Raw genomic sequence first — 21,379 nt, 5'->3', positions numbered from 1 at the left:
GGTGGGGCTGCAGTCGACGATACCTGTGAATTCTTGAGCCAGGTTATATCGCAAGGCGTTTGCACGATCTATCCCGTTGAAAATTGCACGTTGACGGCGTGCGGGATGAGCAATGATTGAACAGGGCCCACGGATAGCGCGCGAATTCCATGTCGGCGTCGGCGGCGACCGCTGGGCCCTGATGCGCGACCTCCAGACCGGACAGCCCTACGTCTCTCACTCCCCAGGCGATGATGCGCCGGAGGTCCAACTGGATCTCGGTTCCTTCCTCGTGCTGTTCACCGGAGAGGAGCGGGAGAAGCTGCTCCGCCTGATCGGGTCGCTGCTGCCGGACGAGGACGCGCGTGCGGATGCCGACGGCCGGGCCGGCACGTCGCGTCCGCTGACCTTCGTCTCCCGGTGGCTTCCCAATCGGTAGGTCGAGACTTCGGTATTGGCCACCTCGACGCGAATTTTAGGCGCAATTGAGTTCAGTTCGTAAACCGGCCCTTGATCGGTCGCCGCTTATCCTCCGGCGCTCTAGCGCGGAGTACTTATGGACAACCAGCGCAACGCCCGACGCGTCTCCGTCAACCTGAGCGGATGCATCTCGGTGGCCGGCCATCCCGCCATCCCCTGCGTGGTGCACGACATGTCGCGGTGGGGTGTTCGCCTCCGGCTCGTCGGGACCGAGCGGGTGCCCCCCGCGTTCACGCTGACGATCGACGCCACTGACACGGTGATCGGCTGCGAGACGGTCTGGAAGAACGCCGACGAGATCGGGGCCCTGACCGACCTGATGGAGTGAGCGACGGCCGGGTCTGGCCCTCACTTTGAATCGGCCGCGGATCGCCTGGCGATCGGGTACGATCGAGGAGCCGCGGCCGCGCGGTCTCGGTTTTTGAGAAGACGTCCAGCGCGCCTCAACCGCGGGCGAGGGCCGCCTCGAATTCCTCGGCCGGGAGGTGCGCGCCGCCGGTCGTCCAGATCACGTGGGTGGCCGCGGCGCCGACCGCCGCGGGCAGCGTGGCGGCGAAGCGCCCGGCCGCCGCGAAGCCCGCCGCCGCGGAGGGCTCCAGGCGCAGGCCCGCCTCGGTCCACATCACCCTGAGCCAGCGGTACAGCGCGTCGTCGGGCACCGTGACCACGGCGGCCACCAGCTTCTCGAGCGTCCGGGCCACCAGCATCGACGCGGAGGCGCAGGCCAACCCGTCCGCCGCGGTGCGGTTGTCGAGGCCGACATCGTAGACGCTGACCGGGCGCTCGAGACCGGCCGCGAGCTGGACCAGCATGCACGGGGACGCGACCGGCTCGACGAAGACCGGGTGCACGGCGTCACCGAACACGAGCTTCAGGCCGAAGGCGACGCCGCCCGGCGCGCCGCCCACGCCGCAGGGCAGGTAGACGAACAGGGGTTGCGCCGGGCCCACCGCGATCCCGGACTCCGCGAGCTGGCGCTGAAGGTCGAGGGCCGCGGCCGCGTAGCCGAGAAACAGGTCGACGGAATCCTCGTCGTCGACGAAATGGGCGTCCGCGCGGCCGGCGAACGCGCCGCGGGCCGCCGCGACCGCCGCCCCGTAATCGCCGCGATGCTCGACGACGCGGGCGCCGAGTTCGCGCAGGCGCTCTTTCTTCCACGCCTTGGCGTCGTGGGACATGTGGACCTCGACCGCGAAGCCGAGCGAGCGCCCCATCAGGCCGACGCTGAAGCCGAGATTGCCGGTGCTGCCGACCGCGATCACGTGGCGGGCGAACAGGGCGCGGAATTCCGAGTCGGCGAAGGCCGCGTAGGATCGCCCCTCGGTGAGCAGCCCGGCCCGCGCGGCCAGGTCCTCGGCATAGGCCAGGACCTCGTAGACGCCGCCGCGCGCCTTGATGCAGCCGGTCACCGGCAGCGCGTGGTCGGCCTTCACCAGCACGCGCCCGTCGGCGCCGTCCAGGACGTCACGGGACAGGCGCTCTTCCAGCGGGACGAGCGGCGAGTCGATCCGGCCGGCGCCCTCTTCGGGGAAGAGGCGCGCCAGGAGCGGCGCGAACCGCTGCCAGCGCGCCACGGCCGCGTCCACGTCGGCACGGCCGGTCGCGAGTCCGGGCAGGACGGACGCGGTGGCGTCCAGCGCCGGGTTCATCCAGACCGTGGGGCTGGCGCGCCTGACCGCCTCCGGAATCCGGTCGCCCGATAGTCGAGTCTCCATCCCGCCGACGGCTGCCATGGCGCTCCCGATCCTGCCCGGTTTGTCCGCGCCGACCCTGCGCGAGCGGCGCTCATGCGGCCAATTATATTCTCTGGTGCGGTCTATTAGGCCCGCTTATGATCGGGCATGCCCGTGAGGCTCGACGCGCGCCTGGCCGGCGACCTGTTCTTCTTCCGCGTCCTGGTCGAGGCGGGCGGCTTCGCCCGTGCGGGCGACCGCCTCGCCGTCACGCAGAGCGCGGTCACGCAGCGGATCCAGCGGCTGGAGCGGCGCCTCGGTTACCCGCTGCTCGAGCGGGGCACCCGCGAGATCCGGCTGACCGCCGCGGGTCACGACCTGTTCGCCGCGGCGCGGAGCGGCTTTGACGGGATGGGCGAGGCCCTGCTCCGGGGGGAACGGCGCGAGGGCCGGGCGACGCTGCGGATCAGTTGCGTCCCCTCCCTGGCCTCGGAATGGCTCGCGCCAAGGCTGAAAGCCTTCAGCGACACGCATCCCGACATCGACGTCGCCGTCTTCGGGGAGACCCACGACCTGGATCCGGGACGCATGGCGCAGTCCGGTATCGACGTCGCGATCCGGTACGGCCCGGCGCCGCCTCCCGGTGCGACGGTCGTCTTCGACCATCCCGAGCCGGTCTACCCGGTCTGCGCCCCGGCCTACCGGGAGGCGGCGGATCCCGGCGGGGCCGTCGTCCTGCTCCACGACGCGACGCCGTGGGAGGCGGCCGCGAGCGTCTCGGAGGAGTGGGATCGCTGGATACGCGTCCACGGGGCGCCCTGGGGCGGCCGCGTCCGGAATCTCTACTTCAACCTCGCGCAACTGGCGCTGCGCGCCTCGCTCGGCGGCTCGGGCATCGCCCTGGGGCGATCGCTGATCGTCGCGCCCTATCGCGCCGACGGGCGCCTCGTGCCCGCCTGCGACGCGGCCCTCATGAACGGGCTCCGGTACTTCGTTCTCGTGCGTGCCCTGCCACCCGCGGGGCCGGCGGCGGCCTTCGTGGACTGGCTCGGCCGGACGATGGCGGGTCCGCCGGGCTCGCCCGAGGCGCCGCGTCGGGACGGTGCGGCGGAATGCGGATAGGGCACCGTCCCGCGCGCGCCGCGCTCGGCGCCCTTCGGTTCGAACGCTCGATCTACCGCCCGGCGGGTCGATCCGTCGACAGCGCGGCTGCCAGATGGGCGACGAAGGCGTTCACCTTGGGACTGACCAAGCGCCGGGACGTGTGGAGCGCCCACAGCTCCGTCGGCGGCCCCTCCAGCCAGCCCCAGCAGGCGAGGCGTCCGGCCGCCACGTCGCCCCCGACAAGCGAGCGCGGGAGCAGCGCCGCGCCGGCGCCCGCCACCACGGCGTCGCGCAGCATCGGCAGCGAGGACAGGCGCAGGACCGGCACGGGCGCGTAGGACCGGCGCGTCCGGCCGTCATGGACCTGCCACGTCTCGTCCTGACGCGGCGTCCAGCGCACCGCCGCCGGCACGGTCGCCGCGTCGGTCCCGGCCGACGGTTCGGGACGCGGGACCTCGGGCGGTGCCACCAGCCAGAGCTCGTCCCGCAGGACACAGCGCCCGACGAGGCGCTCGTCCGGCTTCGGATTGACCCGGATGATCACGTCGAAACCCTCCTCGATCGGGTCGACGAACCGGTCCTCGGCGGAGATCTCCAGCTCGACCTCGAGATAGGCGCGGGCGAAGTCCGCGGCGACGCGGCCGAGCTGCGTGTCGGACAGGAGCAGCGGCGCACTCACCCGGAGCCGCCCACGGGGTCGGTCGAGGCCGCCACCGACGACGGCGCCGGCCTCCGCGATCTCGCTGAGCAGCGGCCCAGTCCGGGCGTGGAGGAGTGCCCCCGCCTCGGTCAGGCGCAGGCTGCGCTCGCCCCGCTCGATCAGCCGCGTCCCGAGACTCGCCTCGAGCTCGGCGACGCGCCGCGACAGCGTCGCCTTCGGCCGCCCGCTCGCCCGGGCGGCGCGGCCGAAGCCGCCGTGGCCGGCGACGAGATTGAAGTCGGCGAGCGCCGCGAGGTCCATGTGCTGTTCCAGATCCGGGACACCCAGTCCCGATCTTGCCGACTATGGCTCAGAAAAGGAACGGCGCATCTTCGGGTCATCGGCGGCCCGCTCGGGGCCGCCCCGCATCCAGGAGATCCGCCATGACCATCCTCGTCACCGGTTCCACGGGCCGCATCGGCTCCGCCGTCATCGATCATCTCGTCGCCGAGGGGGCCGCCGTGCGCGCTCTGACCCGCTCGCCCGAGAAGGCGCGATTCCCCTCCGGCGTCGAGGCCGTCCGCGGCGATCCCGCCGACATCGACGCGATGCGCGTGGCGCTGGTCGGGGTCGACACCCTGTTCCTGCTCGTCGCCAACGCGCCGGACGAGCTGACCCAGGCGATCACGACGCTCAGCCTCGCCCGCGACGCGGGCGTGCGCGGCATCGTCTACCTCTCGGTCTTCAAGAGCGAGGCCTTCGTCGATGCCCCGCACTTCACCGGCAAGCACGCCGTCGAGCGGATGATCGCGGCCCTCGACCTGCCCGCTACGGTGCTGCGGCCCTCCTACTTCATGCAGAACGACCTCGCCCAGAAGGAGCCGCTCCTCGGGGCCGGCCTGTATGCCGTGCCCCTCGGGCAGGCCGGCGTCTCGATGGTCGACGTGCGCGATATCGCCGAGGCGGCGGCCAACGCGCTGCTGCGCCGCGAGCGCGCGGCCGACCGTCTTCCGGCCGAGACCTACGACGTCGTCGGGCCGGACGCCCTGACGGGCGACGCCCTGGCGGAGATCTGGTCCGAGGCGCTCGGGCGCGCGGTCCGCTACGGAGGAGACGATCTCGACGCGCTGGAGCAGCGGCTCCGGAGCTTCGCTCCCGCCTGGCTCGCCTATGACCTGCGGGTGATGATGCGCCGCTACCAGGAGGACGGCGCCGTGGCGGCCGAGGCCGAGGTTGCGGACTTCGCGAGGCTCCTCGGCCGCAAGCCGCGCAGCTACCGCGACTTCGCGGGTGAGGTCGCCCGCGACTGGCGGGGCGCCTGAGCGGGGAGGCCCCGCGGGTACGGTCTCACGGGCACTGTCACGCGGGCACGGTCTCACGGGCCGGGAGGCGGCGACGCCTCCCGCCACCGCAGCGCGTCGATCAGGCTGCGCAGGGCGGGCGTGACCTGCCGGTCGGGGTAGTAGAGGTGGCAGCCGGGAAACGACGGACACCACGCGTCCAGCGCCTGGACGAGACGGCCCGTGGCCAGGTCGTCGGCCGCCTCGTCCTCCAGCATGTAGCCGAGCCCGGCACCGGCCCGGATCGCGGCGGCCGCGAGCCGGCCATCGTTCACGACGAGCTGGCCGGCCGCGCGCACCCGGATCTCGCGGCCGTCGCGGGCGAACTCCCAGGGCAGCAACCCGCCGCCGCCGACGAGCCGGTAGTTCACGCAGCGATGCGCTTCCAGGTCAGCCGGGCTCTCCGGGCGCGGATGGCGGGCAAAGTAGTCCGGGGTCGCGACGACCACCGTGCGCAGGTCGGGTCCGACCCGGACCGCCACCATGTCGCGCTCGACCGTCTCGCCGAAGCGGATCCCGGCGTCGAAGCCGGCGGCAACGATGTCGGTCAGGGGGTCGTCCACGATCACCTCAACCGAGACGGCCGGGTAATCGATCAGGAAGGCGGGCAGTCTGGGCTCGAGGATCGCCCGCGCGGCGTACGCGAAGGTCGTCAGCCGCAGCCGCCCCGACGGCGCGCCGCGCCACTCGGCCAGCGCGTCGAGCCCGCGCGCGACGTCCTCGAGCGCGGGGCCGACCGACCGCAGCAGCCGCTCGCCGGCCGGAGTGAGCGCGACGCTGCGGGTGGTGCGGGCCAGCAGGCGCACGCCGTGACGCGCCTCCAGAGCCCGCATCGTGTGGCTGAGCGCGGAGGGCGACAGCCCCATCTCCGCGGCCGCCCGCGTGAAGTTGCGATGGCGCGCCACCGCCGCGAAAGCCGCCAGATCGTCGAGGGTGCCGCGCCGCATTCCTGAACTCTGCTCACAGACGCATGCGGAATAGCACTGCTAATCCCGATCCCTACGGCGGACTACGTCCCAGTCCTCAACAGTGAGGTGCGGCGATGGATCTGAGGCACTATCGAACCCTGGGACGCTCGGGTCTGGCCGTGAGCCCCCTTGCGCTCGGGACCATGACCTTCGGCGCCGCCCGCTGGGGCAGCGACGCGACGGTCTCGGCGGCCATCTTCGACCGTTACGTCGAAGCGGGCGGCAACTTCCTCGATACGGCCGACGTCTACGCGGGCGGCGCGAGCGAGACGATGCTCGGCGACCTGATCGCGGCGCGCGGTCTGCGCGACCGCCTGGTCGTCGCGACGAAGTCCGGCTTTCCGCGCGCGCAGGGGACGCCGCTCGCCGGAGGCAACAGCGCGCGGAACATCCGCTCCGGTCTCGAGAGCTCCCTGCGCCGTCTCAGGACCGGCTGGATCGACCTGTACTGGACCCATGTCTGGGACCGGACCACGCCGCCGGAGGAAGTCCTCCGGGCGCTGACCGACGCCGTCGCGCGCGGCGACATCCTGTATTACGGATTCTCGAACGCGCCCGCTTGGTACGCCGCGCAGATCGCCGCGCTGGCCCGTGCCCACGGCCTCCCGGAACCCATCGGCCTGCAATACGCCTACTCGCTGCTCGACCGGGGCGTGGAACTCGACGTGCTGCCCGCGGGCCGCGCCCTCGGGCTCGGGCTGGTGCCCTGGAGCCCGCTGGCGGCCGGCCTGCTGACCGGCAAGTACGGGCGCGAGAAGCTCGCTCTGGCCGGTCCGGCAGGCTCGCTCCCGGACCGGGCCGGCGACGCGGCCGAGGGCGGCAGCGACGGCCGGCTCAACGGCGACAATCCCTTCGGCGGCATGCTGTTCACCGAGGCGAACTTCGCGGTGGTGGACGTGCTGCGGGCGGTCGCCGCGGACGTCGGTCGACCGATGGCGCAGGTGGCGCTGGCCTGGGTCGCGCGGCGCCCCGGCGTCGCCTCGGTCCTGGTCGGGGCGAGCCGCCCGGAGCAGCTGGCGCAGAACATCGCCGCGCTCGAGGTCGTCCTGACGCCCGAGCAGCAGTCCCGCCTGGATGAGGCCGCGGCTCCGCCGCAGCTCAATCCCTACTTCATCTTCGAGCTGCCGACGTCGCGCATCTTCGGCGGTGAACGGGTTGAGGCGTGGTAGACCCGCGTCCGCGATCGGCTCGGGGGATCGAGACCGGGCTTGCCGGTGATTCCCGTCACTCCGAACGCGCCACCTGGGTGCGGAACAGCGTCGCGAGGGTCCGCAACGTCCTGTTGTGCGGCTCGGCGAGGGACACCGTGTAGGCGCCCGGATCGATGTTCGGGACGGAGGCGGTGATGCGCACCGTCCGCTCGTCGATCTTGAGGACGGGCGCCCGCCACGTCTGACCGTTCGTGCCGCGGAACACCGCCAGCGTGTCCTTGCCAAGCCGGGGCGCGGTCCCGGGGAACGCGACTTCCGCGGCCCAGAGCTGCCCCGGCGACACGCGGAGCGCGTCGCCGGCATCCGGCAGGCTGTGGTGCAGATCCGGGACGTGCGGCGGGCCGCTGACGAGATGGCGCGGCTCCGGAACGAAGCGCGCCGGCGGCTCGGTGTCGGGGGCGATGAAGATCGAGGCGACGTCTTCGAGGATGCGCAGGCTACCGTCGGCGATCTGGACGATCGCGAGCGCGTAGCGTCCGAAGGACATCCCCGCGACGTCGATCTGGCCGGTGAAGCCGGACGTCGCGGCAGCGGGTTCACCGTACCACTTGGCCACGTCCGGACGGAGATCGCTCTGCAGGGCGACCCACGATGTCCCGGTGCGACCCGTCAGCCGCAGGTAGATCGCCTTCGGCGCCGGCCCGGAGACGTGCAGCCAGCCGCGCAGGAACACGGAGGCCCGCGCGACGACCGACGAGAGATCCAGGCTCCGGTTCAGGCGCTCGTCCGTGCGCAGCACGTCGAGGCTCCAGCCGCACTCGCTGCGCCGGACCGGCCTCAGCGTCAGACGCCGGAACGCGTCGGGCAGCTCCGGAACCGGGCGCGCGCGCGCCGCCGCCGTCACGGCGGGCGACGCCTCCGGCGCGCGGGCCGCCTCGTCCCACGCGATCGCCGCGCTGGTCCAGGAGGCGGCGTTCGTCCGGTATCCCAGGGTCTCGAGCCGCAGGTCGAAACCGTGCCGCAGGTGGCTGGGAACCCGTCCGTGGCGCAGCGGCCGCGCCCCGATCAGGCGCTCGTAGAGGGCGCGGACCGACCCAAGGTGGCCGTCGGTGTCGGGGAAGGATTTCCGGCCGATGGAGGCCTGCATCCGGGCGAGGCGGGCGCGATCGTAGTGCAGCGCGATGAGGCGCGCGCGGACGGCGCCGGCATCGTCCGGCGGGACCTTGAACCCGTCGACCCCGTCCTCGACGCGCTCGGCCAGGGCCCCGATATCGGCGACGATCGGGACCAGGCCCGCCTGCCACGCCTCCGTCAGCGCGATGACGAACGTCTCGGGCCAGGTCGAGAGGTGCAGCGAGACATCGCAGCCGGCCAGCAGGCCGCCGATCGCGTGCTGCTCGTAGGCGCCCGTCACGGTGACTTGATCCGGTCCGAAGCCCGTGACCGCCTCGCGGTACGGGTCGTCGATGCGGCCGATCACCTTGAAATGGATGGGATAGGCCTCGCAGCTCCGGATCAGGTCGATCGCCTGCTGACCGCCCTTGTGGGCCGCGAGATTGCCCAGGATCGCCACGGTCAGCCGATCGCCGTCGCGCCTGCGCCTGGACACCGGCCGCGCCCCGGCCGGCGCGGTGTTCGGCGCCACCATCGGGATCTCGACGATCCGGTCGGCGGGGATGCCGGGGAAGTAGCGCCGGAGGTACCCCGCCGTGGCGGGCGTGCTCGTGACGAAGGCGTCGATCGCGTCGGTCACCAGGGTCATCATGCCGTCGCGGCGCGCCTTGGAGCCGGGCGGATACTGGTTTCCCGAGACCAGGCAGGCGTCGCACTGGTCCGCCCCGCGATTGACGACGTCGCAGAACCGGCCGGTGTGATCGAGCAGCAGCCAGCGCTCGCAGATCAGGAAATGGTCGTGCAGGTGGTAGACGGTGGGTATGCCGCAGGCCCGCGCGATCAGCGGCAGCGACAGCGGGACGTGCATCAGGTGATGGATGTGGACGAGGTCGACCTGATGCTCGAACAGCAGTCTCTGGAAGATCCCCTCCACGAACGGGTCCGTCGAGAGCGGCGGCGTGACGGGACCGCAGGCGAAGCTCTCCGCGATCCCGGGGCCCTCGAGCCGGAGCGACCAGCGCCCGTCGCCGAAGACGGAGAAGAGGAACAGGACGCGGTACGGCTCGCCGAGCTCGGTCAGCAGTTCCTGATAGACCTCGATCCCGCCGCCGGGACGATGCCCCATCCGGTTGTGGGTGAGCATCAGGACCGTGCGGGGCGCTGACGGTTCGAGGGGCGGCCGGCGCGTCTGCGTCCGGCGCCGGTCGATCACCGCGTCCAGGATCGTCGCCACGCGATGGTCGTAGAGGTGTTCGGCGCGGGTCCGTGCCTGCGCGGCGCGCGCGCGCGCGATGCGGGCCTCCGGTTCGGTCAGGGCCGTCAGGATCGCCTCGACCGCACCGGCCTCGTCGTCGCAGAGCGCGATCTCGGCGCCCGGCGTGTAGTAGGCGGCCGTCTCCGGCTCGGGCGACACCACGACCTGGTAGCCGCCGGCCAGCGCCGTCTCGAACAGCCGCGGCGGCGGCGTCGAACCGGTCGCCTGATCGGCGCGCGCCGCCGAGAAGATCCGGGGCAGAGTGAGCACGACGCGACTGCGGTTCGCCAGGAGGGCGAAGTCGCGGTTGCCGCAGCGCCAGTCCGTGACGAGCGCCTCGTCCTCCAGCTCCGGCGGACCGATATGCGCGTTCCACGGCAGCGCCAGCTTGAACTTCACGTCCCGCGGCAGCTTGGCCGAGAGCGCGTTCAGGGTCGCGATTCTGTTCGGCCACGCCGTTCCGATGAAGAGGAGATCGTAGCGGTAGCGCGCGTCGTCCTCGAGAACCGGGAGATCGTGGAAGAGCGAGGAGGCGCCGAGGGCGAGGTGGTGCGCCCGGCCTCCGTAGGCCGGGACCGTGGCAAGGTCGTTCGTGAAGACCAGATCGAAGACCCCGGACCCGCGCACGTTCGCTTCGCGCTCGTACGGATCCTCCGTGGTCCAGAGCACGCTGGTCCGAGCGAGCCCCGCGAGGCGACCGACCAGGGGCGCGTGCGCCCGCGCGCCGCCGAAAGCGATCAGCGTGTCGAGACCCTGCTCGACGAAGGCGGCCAGGGCATCGCCGTGCCCGCCGACATGGACCCGGCCGACCGCGGGATGCCGGCGCAGCGCGTCCGCGATGGCGAGCACGAGGTAGCGGTTGTGGGTCTGCGGCTCGGTGTCGAGCAGCAGGATCGACAGGTCGGACATGCGCGGTCTCGTCCGTCTCAGCGGCGGCGTGATCAGGCCGGGACCGTCAGGCGGCTCAGATCGAGCAGGCGCGCCGCGCGATGCCGGTAGGTGTGCTCGCGGAGCGCCCGCGCCTGCGCCCGGCGCGCGATCGCCTCGATCGCGGCGGGCTCGTCGAGCGACCGCTCGATGGCGCGCGCGATATCGGCCGCGCCGTCCACCAGCAGGATCTCCGTGTCCGGCTCGAAATGCGCGCAGATTTCCAGGCCGGTGACGAAGAACAGCTGCGCCGAGCCCGACAGAGCGACCTCGAAGGTGCGCGGTCCCGGCGTCGCCTGCGGGAGCGACAGCCGGCGATTGGCCACGTCGAGGTCGCGGCCGATGTTGAGCGTCAGCCGCGCCGCCGCGGCGTAGTCGGCCATCTGCGCCGGCGTGAGGCGGCGGTTCACCGCGCATCGGAGCGTGTCCGGCCACTCGGCGCCCAGGATCTCCACGACGTGCCGGCACAGAAGATCGTCGATCCGGCGCATCAGGGCGACGCGGTTCGGGTAGGCGACGCCGCAGAAGAACAGGACTGTCTCCCGCTCCGCCACCGGGGCGATCGGCCGGAAATGCCGGTCGGGCGCCGCGGCCAGCGGCAGGTGGTGGACGTCGGGGTGCCGGTAGTGCTGCGCCGCCCAGGAATCGTTGCTCACGACGATGTCTGCGTAGAGTTCCGCCTTGAAGGCGTAGTCGAACTCGTACGGGTCGTCCGTCAGCCAGAAGATCAGGACGGCACCCACGGCGTCCGCGGCGCGCCGAAGCGCGCGCAGATCCGCCAGGTCAGGCACGAGACTTCCGACCGCGATCACGACATCCGGCCGGGTCGCCCGGACCGCCGCGACCGCCAGTTCCAGAGGGGTGTGTCTGACGCGCTCGGCGCCGAGCAGTTCGGCGAAGCCGTCGGCCAGATCGCTCCGGATCCCGGGATTCCTGTTGAGCGCATCGGGGAAGGTGCTCGTGACCAGGACGTGCGGCCCGGCCAACGAGATCGCGCTGACGAAATTCATCCCTCGTGACCTCGGCGAGACGGGCCAGTTTTAATTGCAGGTTAATGCCAATTGTAAGTAGACACGCAACTGTCGCATGTCCATTTCGTCGATTAATTTCCCCCAACGACTTGGCGATTGGGTAATTTCGGGCAATTCAATGTTGGCAATCAGGAAGTATGGCACGGGATGAAGTGGCAATAGGCGCGCCGCACCCGCCGCGCGAGCCCTGCGCCGAGGCGTTGCGCCCCTTCCTGCCGTGGTTGACCGGCACGCTCCTGCTGCTGGGCCCGAAGCCCGACGCGGGGAACCGCGCGCGCTGGGCGTCCGACGCCACCCTCGTCACCACTGCGGATGGCGCCGACCTGCCGGCTTCCACGCTCTTCGATGGCGTCGTGCTGACGGGGCTGCTGTCGTGTCGCGACGACGGGGGCCGGGACGCGCTCGACGCGACGATCGCCTGGGCTCAGAAACGGCTGCGGCCCGGCGGGCGGCTGATCCTCGTCATCGACAACGCTTTCTCGCTTCACGGACTCGCTGCGGGCTCCGAGACGGTGGGGCAGCGCGGCTTCCCGAGCCTCGAGGGACGCCTCAGGTCGGACGGCCTCCGGCTGCCCACGCGGGCAGGCTTGAAACGGTCCCTGCAGGCCCGCGGCCTGGCCTATCAGGAATGGTGGTTCCCGTTCCCGGGGCGGGAGGAGCCCGTGAGCTTCATCGCCGAGCGGGGCCTCGCACGGCCGGGCGGGTTCGATCCCGGAATGCTCGCCATCGGCGCGGCCGGGCCGGATCCGGCAGCCCGCGCGGGCGCGCTGTTCTCGCCGCGGCGCGCCTGGGCCACGGTGGCGGAGCAGGGGCTCATCGGCGATCTGGCGCCCGCCTTCGTGGTCGCGGCATCGGCGGAGCCGCTGCCGCCGGACGACCGGCTGGCGATCCACGCGGGTTTGCGCCGCCGGCCGGAATTCGAGCGGCTGGTGACCTTCGCGGAGGCCGGGTCGCAGATCGCGGTGCGCCGCGCGCGCGCGAATCCCGACCTTCCCGCCGCGGTTCGAGGCGTCACGAACCTGTTGCCGTCGGAGACCTACGTGCCGGGCTCCCTCTGGTCTGAAGTCCTCGAGGCGCGGCTGGCGCGGGAAGGCTGGTGCCCGGACGCCGTCGCCGCCTGGGCCGGAACGTGGCTTCAAGCCGTCTCACGCCGCTTCGCGGCGGGAGCGTTGCTCGAGACCCAGACGATCCTCCCGGGACCGGCCCTCGACGCCATCCCGAAGAATCTCGTCTCGGGCGCCGACGGCACGTTCATAGACCTGGAATGGGAGCTCGGGGGCCCTCTGGACGCTGGCCACCTCGCCGTGCGGGGACTCGTCAACGCGCTGACCGATGCACGAGACTGGCGTCCCGGCGGGCCGTCCACGCTGACCCTTCTGGACGCCCTGCGCGCCCTGCTGCCGCGACTCGGGCTGGCTCTGGACGATGCGCAGCTCGCCGACCGGCTGGCCCGGGAAAGCCGTTTCCAGACGATCGTCAGCGACCGGGTGACGGAGCGCGGCCTGGACTGGGCGGCGGCGACGCGCCTGCCGGTCGGCACTGAGACCCGGATCGACGCGGATCCGCGCGCGGCGCTCGCGGAGGCCTCCGCGGAGATCGCGCGGCTGCTCGAGGAGAACGCGGCCCTGCGCGCCGCGCGCGCCGCCGACGCCGCCGCGCACGAGGCCGCCGCGCGCGAGAGCGTCCGCCGCACCGACCGCGTGATCGCCTACGCGGCCGAGATGCACCGCGCGCGCGACCACCTCCAGGACACCCTCGACGCCCGCCGCGCTTCGGCCGGCGACGGCAGCCGCCTGTCCCTTCGCCTCCTGCGTCTCATCAGAGGAACCCCGTGATGCGGCTGCTCGTCGCCTGTGACCACCTGGCGCTGACGGGCGGCCTGCTCCGGTTCGAGCGGGTCGGGCGGGTGCTCGCGCGTCGCGGTCACGCGTTCGCGTACCTGACTCTGGGCACCGGCGAGGACGGGTTCGAGACGCGGCTGCCCGTCCTGCACCGCGAGGACGCCGCGCGCGGGAGCTGGGACGCCGTCATGGTGCCCGGCGGCGGATTCCCGGATGCCACGATCGAGGGATTCGCGGACCTCCGGGCCCCGAACTTCGGCGCCCGGATCCAGCACCTCCTCAACGCGCCGGTGCGGCGCGACGCCTACGCGCGCGTCACGCGGACCCTCGCGCCCGACCTCGTCGTGGCGAACAACGACCACTGGGACGACGCCGCCCTCCAGGCCCTCGGCCTGCCGTGGCGGCGCCTCGTCGGTGCGGTCGATAGCGGGCTGTTCGCGCCGCCCGTCTCGCCGCTCGCGCGCGGCGACCGGCGCCGGCTCGGCGGCATCGCCAACAAGCGCCCCGCCGCGCAGCTCGCGGCGCTCGACAGGCTCGGTGACGCGTGGGCCCTGCACTGGTTCGGACGGCCGGACTGGGGGCTGGTGGGCGCGCGCGCCGATCTGGTGGCGTCGGGCCGCCTCGTCGTGCACGGGCCGCTGCCCGAGGCCGACCTGCCCGCGTGGTATCACGGGCTCGACGCGTTCTGCAGCGCGGAGGCGCATGCCGGCTGGTGCAACCCGGCCGCGGAAGCGATGGCCTGCGGCACGCCGCTCGTCGCGACCGTGCACGGCACGCTGGCTTTCGCCGAGGACGGCGTCACGGCCCTGGTGGTGCCGGACGGTCCGGACGCGGCGCTGGGCGCGGCCATCGCGGAGGCCGTGGACAGGATCGCGACCGATCCGGCCGGCGCCGCGTCCCGGGCCGAGGCGGGACGGGCGCGGATCCGGGCGCTCGACTGGGACACCTACGCGGACGGCCTGCTCGCCGTCGTCGCGGAGGCGATCGCGCTGCGGGCGGGCCGGACCGATGCGGCGCGCCCGTCCGGCCCGCCGCGCGAGACCGCGCTGCGCCTCGCCGACCTCGCGAGCCGGGACGGGCCCCTGCCGGAGGATTTCGACGCCCTCGGCTATATCCGGCTGCACGCCGACCTCGCGGCGCTGTTCGAGCACGCGTGGCAGGGGCAGCTGCACTACCTCGAGCACGGCCGGCGCGAGGGGCGCATCTACCCCTCCAACCTGACGCGGGCCCAGCAGAAGTCCGCCCAGGCCTCGCGGATCGCGCTCGCGGTCGACGGGCTCGACGGCTCCGGCAAGTCGAGTATCGCGCGGCACGTCGCCGAGGCGCTCGGCGCGACGGTGCTCAACCCGTTCAGCGGTCCGGTCGGCGCGATCCTGGTCCACCTCGCCCGGACGGGGCAGCACGTGCTGGCCGACGACCTGGCGCACGCGGCCGTGGCGGCGGCGATCGCCAACGCCCCGCCGGGACCGGTCGTGTTCGACCGGCACTGGTTCACCGCCTCGCAGCTCCTCTCGCCGGCCTTCCGTCCGGGCTGGGAGCCGCGCCCGTTCACCGTCATGTGCTGGGCCGACCGTCCCACCACCATCGCCCGCATGGTCGCGCGCGGCGTCCCGAACCCGTCGGAGCACATGACCGAGGCCCGGATCGCCGGCTATCGGGCGCTCGCGGAGGAGTTGCGGGTGCCGCTCCTCGACACGTCCCGCATCGCGCCGGAGGAGGGGGCCGCGCAGGTGCTGGCGATGCTGGGTGAGAGCGGCCACACGGCGCGGCGCGCGTGATCGCCGCCTCGCGGCGCGGCCTGTATGGTCGCGTCTCGGAATCGGGTGGCCACACCGGCCATCGGCGTCGCGGGAGGGCGGGGCGATCGTGTTGAAACTCGCGCGCGGCGACCGTGGCCGGAACGTCCTGCTGCTCGGCATCAGCCTCCTCTTCGTCGCCGCCGGCCTCGGGATGATCGCCACCGGCGCGGATGGCGGCGTCACGACGACGGTGTTCTTCGGCGTGTGCGCGGCCGTCGCCGTGTGGCAGCTGCGGCCGGACCTGCTCGAATCCGAGAGCCGGTCGGCGGGGTCGCTGGCGGCGCAGTTCCCCGGCCCCGTGATCCTGCGCGCCTCGGTGCGGAAACTCCTGTTCCTGGCCCTGATGGCCGCCGGCTTCGGCGGCGTGACGCTCTGGATGGTGCTGCACGAGGCGCCCTCCACGGCGATGCAACTGCTGCTCTGGCCGGGCGTCGTGCTCTTCCTCGGCGGCGTCCCGTTCCTCATCCTGACGGCGATCCGCGGCTCGGCGCTGCACCTCGACGAGACGGGCTTCACCGTCGTGCAGCTGGGCCGCGCGCGGCGCGTCCGGTGGCGTGACGTGAGCGTGTTCGAGCCGGTCTCCATGCCGGGTTCGGGGCAACGCCTCGTCACGTTCGACGACACGAGCGCCGGCGCGACGCGCCTCGGGGCGATGAACCGGCACCTGATCGGGCGCAACGCGGGTCTGCCGGACAGCTATGGGTTGGATCCCGACGCGCTCGCCAGCCTGCTCACGGCCTGGCGCAAGCGGGCCCTGCAGCGGGACGACGATCGCGTCTGAGGCGCTGCGGCTGCCGCGGCGGCGCGTGGTCGGCGGCGCCGGGACGAGGGGTGGGGAGGGGCCGGTCGGACGGCGCGCCTCAGCGCGTGACGATGCCGGGCTCCTGCCGACCGGGACGGGGCTGCACCACGAGGAGACCCGCCGAGTAGATCAGCGAGACGAGGAGCGCGACCGTCAGCGCGAGCGCGGCACCGTAGGGCTGGATCATCAGGTGGAGTGTCAGCAGGGTCAGGCCGAAGCCGAACACCCCGCGGATCGCGACGCTCGCCAGCCGCGCCATCGCCGCCCCGCCGATGCGGCGATGGAGGATGACGAAGGCGCTCGTCATCGTGACCGGGAAGGCGGCGATGACCCCGGTCCTGGCGGGGCCCAGCGCCGTACTCAGCGCCAGGAGGGCCGCGACGAACAGCGCGACGGCACTCGCGCGGATCAGCAGATCCAGCGGGCGCGGCCGCGCGACGACGGCGCTCCGCACGAGGGTCGCGCGCACGACGTGCCGGGTCGAGAGCGCGCCGGCCCCGTAGACCAGGGCGTTCAGCAGGAACGCCGTCGTCGGCGTCCAGGTGAGTGCCGAGACCGGCAGGGCCGCCGCGAGCCACGCGAGGATCGCCGGCCCGAGGGTGGCGGTCATGTCCCGGCCGGCAGCCCGGTGGGCGTAGACGATCAGGAACAGGCCCGTCGCGGCGTTCGCCGCGAAGCCGTTCAGGGCCGCCCCGGCCACGAAGGCGGCGTCGTGCTCCATCGCCATGAACACGTAGGCCGGCCCCGCGGAGACCGGCAGGCTGACGACGAGCGCGCCCCAGACCGGTCCCAGCCACTCGGCCAGGACGGAGGCGAGCACCACCACGGTCCCTGAGGTCAGCGCCCGGATCAGGGCCGTCAGCCAAATCGCCGCCAAGGTCGTTTCCCGCGCGTCGCGCCGCCGACCCGGGCCGGCATCGGAGCCGCGCCCTCGCTATCATGGGCGGCCTGTCCGGGCCAAAGCACCCGGCTGGCGAATCCGCCCGTCTGAAACCGGTCGCGGCGACCCGCGAGCGCCGGTGCGCCCCCGGAACCGGGGCGGGCGACCTCAGCCGACGGCGCGCGCGGCTTCCCGGACCTGGCGGGTGGCCGCGTCGACCTGCTCGTTGGCCCGCGCGATCGCCGCCATGCCGCCCGCGATGGTCCCGACCCCGCGGGAGGCCGTGTGCATGCTGCCGGAGATCTCCTGGGTCACCGCCGACTGCTCCTCCACGGCCGCCGCGATCGCCGCCGAGATCTCGTCGAGCGCCCGGATCGTGCCCTGGATCGAGCCGATCGCCGCCACCGCCTCGCGCGTGGTGGCCTGCGTCGTGGTGATCTGGTCGCGGATCTGATCCGTGGCCTTGGCGGTCTGCTCGGCGAGCGCCTTCACCTCCGACGCCACGACCGCGAAGCCCTTGCCGGCGAGGCCCGCCCGGGCCGCCTCGATCGTGGCGTTGAGCGCGAGCAGGTTGGTCTGGGCCGCGATGCCCTGGATCATGGTCACGACGTCGCCGATCTGCGCCGCCTGCCCGCTCAGGCCCTCGACGATCGTGCTGGTGTGCCGGGCCTGCTCGACGGCCTCGCCGGCCATCCGCGCCGCGTGGCTGACCTGCTGGCTGATCTCCCCCACCGAGGCCGACAGTTCCTCGGCGCCCGAGGCCACGCTCTGGATATCGCCGGACACCCGCCCGGCGAGGTCGACGGCCTCCGCGGTCCGGCGGCTGGCGCCCTCGACGGCGGTGCCGATCGCGTCGAGGTCGACGCCGATCGCCCGCTGCGCCGCGACGCGCCGGTGGCGCTCCTGGACCTGCGCGGTGATGTCGGCGGCGAACTTGACGACCTTGAGGACGCAGCCGCTGGCGTCGAGGATCGGGTTGTAGGTCGCCTGGATCCAGACGTCACGGCCGCCCTTCGCGATGCGGCGGAACTCGCCGCCCGCGAACTCACCCCGGCCAAGGCCCTCCCAGAACGCGCGGTAGCCGGCACTCGACCGCTCGGCCGGGTCCACGAACACGCCGTGGTGCTGGCCCCGGATCTCCTCCAGGCGATACCCCATCGTCTCGAGGAAGTTGCCGTTGGCCTCCAGGATCGTGCCGGTCGGATCGAACGCGATCACCGCCTGCGACCGGTGCAGCGCCGCGATCTGACCGGCGTAGTCGAGCATCAGCAGCTTCTGCGCCGTGACGTCGGACGCGAACTTGACGACCTTCACGACGCGGCCCGCGCGGTCGAGCACCGGGTTGTAGCTCGCCTGCACCCAGACGTGGCGGCCGCCCCGGGCGATCCGCTTGAACTCGGCCACTTGGCAGGTGCCCTGCCGCAGGGCGTCCCAGAAGGCGTGATACGCCGGGCTGTCCCGGTGCGCCGCCTCCACGAACAGGGCGTGGCGCTGGCCCCGGATGTCGGACAGGGCGTAGCCCATCATCGTCAGGAAATTGGCGTTGGCCGTGATGATGGTGCCGTCCGGCTCGAACTCGATGACGGCCTGTGAGCGGTCGAGGGCGTCGAATTTCGCCGCCAGACCTTCACGACCGCGCAGGGCGCCGAGCATGATCCCATCCCTTCTTGTCATTGCCGGGGATCCCGAGTGCGAACACGCGGTTCTTCTTGGGATCTGCCGCTGATTTACTGTCACGGCATGACGGCCTCGCATAATGATTGCGCACAATCGTGAACGATGACTTAAATCTGAACGGCACAATAGTTCGAGATTGAGGGGGTGTGAGATAGTGCAAAACTACCAGAGGAGTAAATTTTTACGCAATCTTCGATCTCAGTGCCGGTAAACTATGCAATCGAGGGTACGGATTTCGACGCCGAGATCCGGTGCCGTCATGCTCTCAGGTTGCACGGAAGTTCATATGCTAACGTAGAATAGGATTTCTGGTCTTCGCTGCCGGATCGGCGCACCGCGACTCGATGAGGCTGGATGCCACGCGCCGGGACGATTCGACCGACCCGACGCCCGCGGTCGAAGGGACGCAGCCGGCTCCGTCAGATGTAGGTCGAGGCCAGCGCCGGCGAGCCGTCCAGGGCGTGGGCCAGCCTCTCCAGCCCGTGGGCGATCTGCTGCCGGGTCGAAGGGCCGCCGAGGCAGAGGCGGACGGCCTCGGGCGGCGTCCCCGCGACGCAGAAGGGGTCGCTGCCGACCACCCCGAGACCCGCCGCGCGGCCCTGGCTGGCGAAGGCCGAGCGCGTCCATCCCGCCGGCAGGGTGATCCAGACATGGAAGGCGTGCGGGTCCGCGACGTAGGCCTCGGAGGGCAGCAGCGCGGCCGCGAGGCTCTGGCGCGCGGCCGACTCGGCGCGGACGAAATCCACGATGGCGTCCGCCGTCCCGTCCGTGATCCAGCGCGTCGTCAGCGCGGTCGAGATCGGCGACGCCATCACGGTGGCGGCGCGCAGGGCGTCGCCGAGGGGCAGGGCGGCCCGCGCGTTCGGGGCGATCAGGAAGGCGAGGCGAAGGCCGGCGCCCAGGCACTTCGCGACGCCCGCCACGTAATAGGTGATCTCGGGCGCCAGTTCGGCGAAGCTCGGCGGCGGTGCCGGGCAGATGCGCGCGTAGGCGTCGTCCTCGATGATGGTGACCGCGTAGCGGCGGGCCGTCGCGATGACGGCCTCGCGCCGGGCGCGGGACAGGGTCGCGGTGGTCGGGTTCTGCAGCAGGGGATTGAGGTAAAGCGCCTTCGGCGCCCCCCGCGTGCAGGCGGCCGCGAAGGCGTCGGGGTCGAGCCCGTGGCGGTCCATCGGCAGGCCGACGAGGCGCAGGCCCCGGTGCGCCGCGAGGGTCCGGATGCCCGGATAGGTGATGCGCTCGGCGCAGATCGTGTCGCCCGCCTGCGCGACCTGCCCCAGGATGCTGGACAGGGCGCTGTGCGCGCCGGGGCAGATCAGCAGGCGCTCGCGCGCCGCCGCGATCCCGCGACCCGCGAGCCAGCGCAGCGCGGTCTCCTTGTCCGCCTCCGTCCCGCCGAAGCCCTGGTAGCGCAGGAGGTCGGCGAGATCGCCCGAGAGCTCCGCGAAGGACGAGCGCATGCGGGCCCGCAGGCCGGGCAGGTCGGGTTCCGGGGGCAGGTTCATGGTGAAGTCGACCGGTCCCGGCCGCCGGGGAAGGGCTGGCCCAGCGGTGCGGGCGGCATCCGCCGGGTCGACCACGAAGGTGCCCCGGCCGACCCGGCCCTCGATCAGGCCGCGCCTGTGGGCCTCGACGTAGCCGCGGGACACGGTCGTGAAGTTGAGGTCGAGCGTGGCGGCGAGCGCGCGCTGGGTCGGCAGGCGCGTGCCCGGAAGCAGGTGGCCGGTCCGGATGTCGTCCGCCAGCGCGTCCGCGATGGCCAGGTAATGGGGCTTGCCCCAGCGCCTGAGGTCCGGCGTCCAGATACCGGCCGCGTCGCCCCGGTCGACCGACCGTCCTCCCCGCCCGCCAGCCTTCATCCGTCCAGCACCCGCGACCTGAAAACCGATCAATGATCGATTGTATGGCTTGCAAGCGCCGTACCGGGCGCGTGACGGCCTATCACGGCGCGACCGATGCGTGCAATGCGTACAATACTCGTCGCCGAAGCGCGCGTCATCTGGCGACGACGTGCGCAAATCCTGATGATGAATTGTGCGTCGTCGAGTAGATCTGGGCGGATCGACCTCGCTCAATTGATCGCATCATTGTATGTATCGCAGGGCGCGTTATTGAATGCATTCCTGACGGCTCCGATCTGGCACATGGCTTGCCATCCGACTGTCTGAACGTGCGCAGCACCCCCTGCCGCGGGTCAGACCATCGAGGAGCGTGAGCAATGCCTGCCGTGAACCGCGAGCCGCACAAGAAGGGCGACGTCCTGGTCGACTACGAGGAGAAGGTCTTCGAGGACGTGAAGGCCGAACCGGGCCAGAAGGCCCTCGTCACCTTCCACACCGTCGCGTTCGAGGGCTCGATCGGCCTCGTCAACCTGCTCCAGGCCACCCGCCTGCAGCGCAAGGGCTTCGAGACCTCGATCCTGCTCTACGGCCCGGGCATCACCCTCGGGGTCCAGCGCGGGTTCCCCCGGCTCGGCGACGAGGCGTTCCCGGGCCATCTCAACTTCAACAACCAGCTCGAGAAGTTCATGGCCGAGGGCGGCAAGGTCTACGCCTGCCGCTTCTCGACACAGGCCCTGTATGGGCACAGCGAGGCGGCCTTCATCGAGGGTATTCGCATGATCAACCCCCTCGACGTGCTCGACTGCATCCTCCTGCACAAGCGCGACAACGCGGTGATCATCGACACCTGGACCGTCTGACGACCGCGCCAACGCCCC

17 protein-coding genes are annotated in these 21,379 nt (G+C 72.2%); 9 read left to right on the top strand and 8 right to left on the bottom strand.

Features of this window, described 5'->3' with window-relative positions; genetic code table 11:
* Window positions 1–112 precede the first annotated feature (112 nt).
* Both ACX9MN_RS05300 and ACX9MN_RS05295 read left to right on the top strand, forming a co-directional pair.
* Complete coding sequence (locus ACX9MN_RS05300; protein ID WP_020091600.1) at window positions 113–418, top strand: hypothetical protein; 306 nt, start codon at window positions 113–115, stop codon at window positions 416–418.
* A 117-nt stretch (window positions 419–535) separates the two neighbouring features.
* On the top strand, window positions 536–787 hold the full coding sequence (locus ACX9MN_RS05295) for a PilZ domain-containing protein (RefSeq protein WP_020091601.1): 252 nt from the start codon (window positions 536–538) through the stop codon (window positions 785–787).
* A 115-nt stretch (window positions 788–902) separates the two neighbouring features.
* On the opposite strand, the gene dsdA is transcribed toward ACX9MN_RS05295, so the two are convergent.
* Window positions 903–2,192 carry a D-serine ammonia-lyase gene (gene dsdA / locus ACX9MN_RS05290; RefSeq protein WP_489723863.1) on the bottom strand — a complete coding sequence of 430 codons (1,290 nt, stop codon included), beginning with the start codon at window positions 2,190–2,192 and terminating at the stop codon, window positions 903–905.
* Window positions 2,193–2,300: 108 nt separating this feature from the next.
* On the opposite strand from dsdA, the gene ACX9MN_RS05285 reads away from it, so the two are divergent.
* Window positions 2,301–3,254, top strand: coding sequence for a LysR substrate-binding domain-containing protein (locus ACX9MN_RS05285; protein ID WP_489723862.1), 954 nt, complete (start codon window positions 2,301–2,303; stop codon window positions 3,252–3,254).
* Between the two features lie 52 nt (window positions 3,255–3,306).
* Here ACX9MN_RS05285 and ACX9MN_RS05280 read toward each other — a convergent pair whose 3' ends face one another.
* A complete protein-coding gene (locus tag ACX9MN_RS05280) occupies window positions 3,307–4,197 on the bottom strand; it encodes a LysR family transcriptional regulator (RefSeq protein WP_489723861.1) in 891 nt (296 codons plus the stop codon).
* Between the two features lie 122 nt (window positions 4,198–4,319).
* Between ACX9MN_RS05280 and ACX9MN_RS05275 the strand changes: the two genes are divergently transcribed.
* Window positions 4,320–5,198, top strand: coding sequence for an SDR family oxidoreductase (locus ACX9MN_RS05275; protein ID WP_489723860.1), 879 nt, complete (start codon window positions 4,320–4,322; stop codon window positions 5,196–5,198).
* Window positions 5,199–5,251: 53 nt separating this feature from the next.
* On the opposite strand, the gene ACX9MN_RS05270 is transcribed toward ACX9MN_RS05275, so the two are convergent.
* On the bottom strand, window positions 5,252–6,163 hold the full coding sequence (locus ACX9MN_RS05270) for a LysR family transcriptional regulator (protein ID WP_489723859.1): 912 nt from the start codon (window positions 6,161–6,163) through the stop codon (window positions 5,252–5,254).
* Between the two features lie 95 nt (window positions 6,164–6,258).
* On the opposite strand from ACX9MN_RS05270, the gene ACX9MN_RS05265 reads away from it, so the two are divergent.
* Window positions 6,259–7,353, top strand: a complete 1,095-nt coding sequence (locus ACX9MN_RS05265) for an aldo/keto reductase (RefSeq protein ID WP_489723858.1) — start codon at window positions 6,259–6,261, stop codon at window positions 7,351–7,353.
* 55 nt (window positions 7,354–7,408) lie between these two features.
* On the opposite strand, the gene ACX9MN_RS05260 is transcribed toward ACX9MN_RS05265, so the two are convergent.
* Window positions 7,409–10,612 (bottom strand): glycosyltransferase family protein, encoded by a 3,204-nt coding sequence (locus ACX9MN_RS05260; RefSeq protein WP_489723857.1) that lies wholly within the window; start codon window positions 10,610–10,612, stop codon window positions 7,409–7,411.
* A 32-nt stretch (window positions 10,613–10,644) separates the two neighbouring features.
* Complete coding sequence (locus ACX9MN_RS05255) at window positions 10,645–11,640, bottom strand: glycosyltransferase family protein (RefSeq protein WP_091978474.1); 996 nt, start codon at window positions 11,638–11,640, stop codon at window positions 10,645–10,647.
* Between the two features lie 173 nt (window positions 11,641–11,813).
* Between ACX9MN_RS05255 and ACX9MN_RS05250 the strand changes: the two genes are divergently transcribed.
* The 3 genes from ACX9MN_RS05250 to ACX9MN_RS05240 all read left to right on the top strand — a co-directional run bounded on the left by ACX9MN_RS05250 (window position 11,814) and on the right by ACX9MN_RS05240 (window position 16,082).
* Complete coding sequence (locus tag ACX9MN_RS05250) at window positions 11,814–13,496, top strand: hypothetical protein (RefSeq protein ID WP_489723856.1); 1,683 nt, start codon at window positions 11,814–11,816, stop codon at window positions 13,494–13,496.
* Entirely contained in the window at window positions 13,496–15,280 is a 1,785-nt protein-coding gene (locus ACX9MN_RS05245) for a glycosyltransferase (protein ID WP_489723855.1), read from the top strand. Before ACX9MN_RS05250 ends, ACX9MN_RS05245 begins: the two co-directional genes overlap by 1 nt.
* 88 nt (window positions 15,281–15,368) lie before the next feature.
* Complete coding sequence (locus ACX9MN_RS05240; protein ID WP_489723854.1) at window positions 15,369–16,082, top strand: hypothetical protein; 714 nt, start codon at window positions 15,369–15,371, stop codon at window positions 16,080–16,082.
* A gap of 79 nt (window positions 16,083–16,161) precedes the next feature.
* On the opposite strand, the gene ACX9MN_RS05235 is transcribed toward ACX9MN_RS05240, so the two are convergent.
* The 3 genes from ACX9MN_RS05235 to ACX9MN_RS05225 all read right to left on the bottom strand — a co-directional run bounded on the left by ACX9MN_RS05235 (window position 16,162) and on the right by ACX9MN_RS05225 (window position 20,519).
* Window positions 16,162–16,980, bottom strand: coding sequence for a hypothetical protein (locus ACX9MN_RS05235; RefSeq protein ID WP_091978477.1), 819 nt, complete (start codon window positions 16,978–16,980; stop codon window positions 16,162–16,164).
* A gap of 171 nt (window positions 16,981–17,151) precedes the next feature.
* A complete protein-coding gene (locus ACX9MN_RS05230; protein WP_489723853.1) occupies window positions 17,152–18,636 on the bottom strand; it encodes a methyl-accepting chemotaxis protein in 1,485 nt (494 codons plus the stop codon).
* 443 nt (window positions 18,637–19,079) lie between these two features.
* Window positions 19,080–20,519 (bottom strand): aminotransferase-like domain-containing protein, encoded by a 1,440-nt coding sequence (locus tag ACX9MN_RS05225; RefSeq protein ID WP_489723852.1) that lies wholly within the window; start codon window positions 20,517–20,519, stop codon window positions 19,080–19,082.
* Window positions 20,520–20,878: 359 nt separating this feature from the next.
* On the opposite strand from ACX9MN_RS05225, the gene ACX9MN_RS05220 reads away from it, so the two are divergent.
* Entirely contained in the window at window positions 20,879–21,361 is a 483-nt protein-coding gene (locus ACX9MN_RS05220; RefSeq protein ID WP_020091615.1) for an MSMEG_0572/Sll0783 family nitrogen starvation response protein, read from the top strand.
* Window positions 21,362–21,379: the final 18 nt, after the last annotated feature.

It is taken from the genome of Methylobacterium sp. 1A, assembly GCF_058072805.1.
This window is presented reverse-complemented; position numbering and strand designations above follow the sequence as displayed.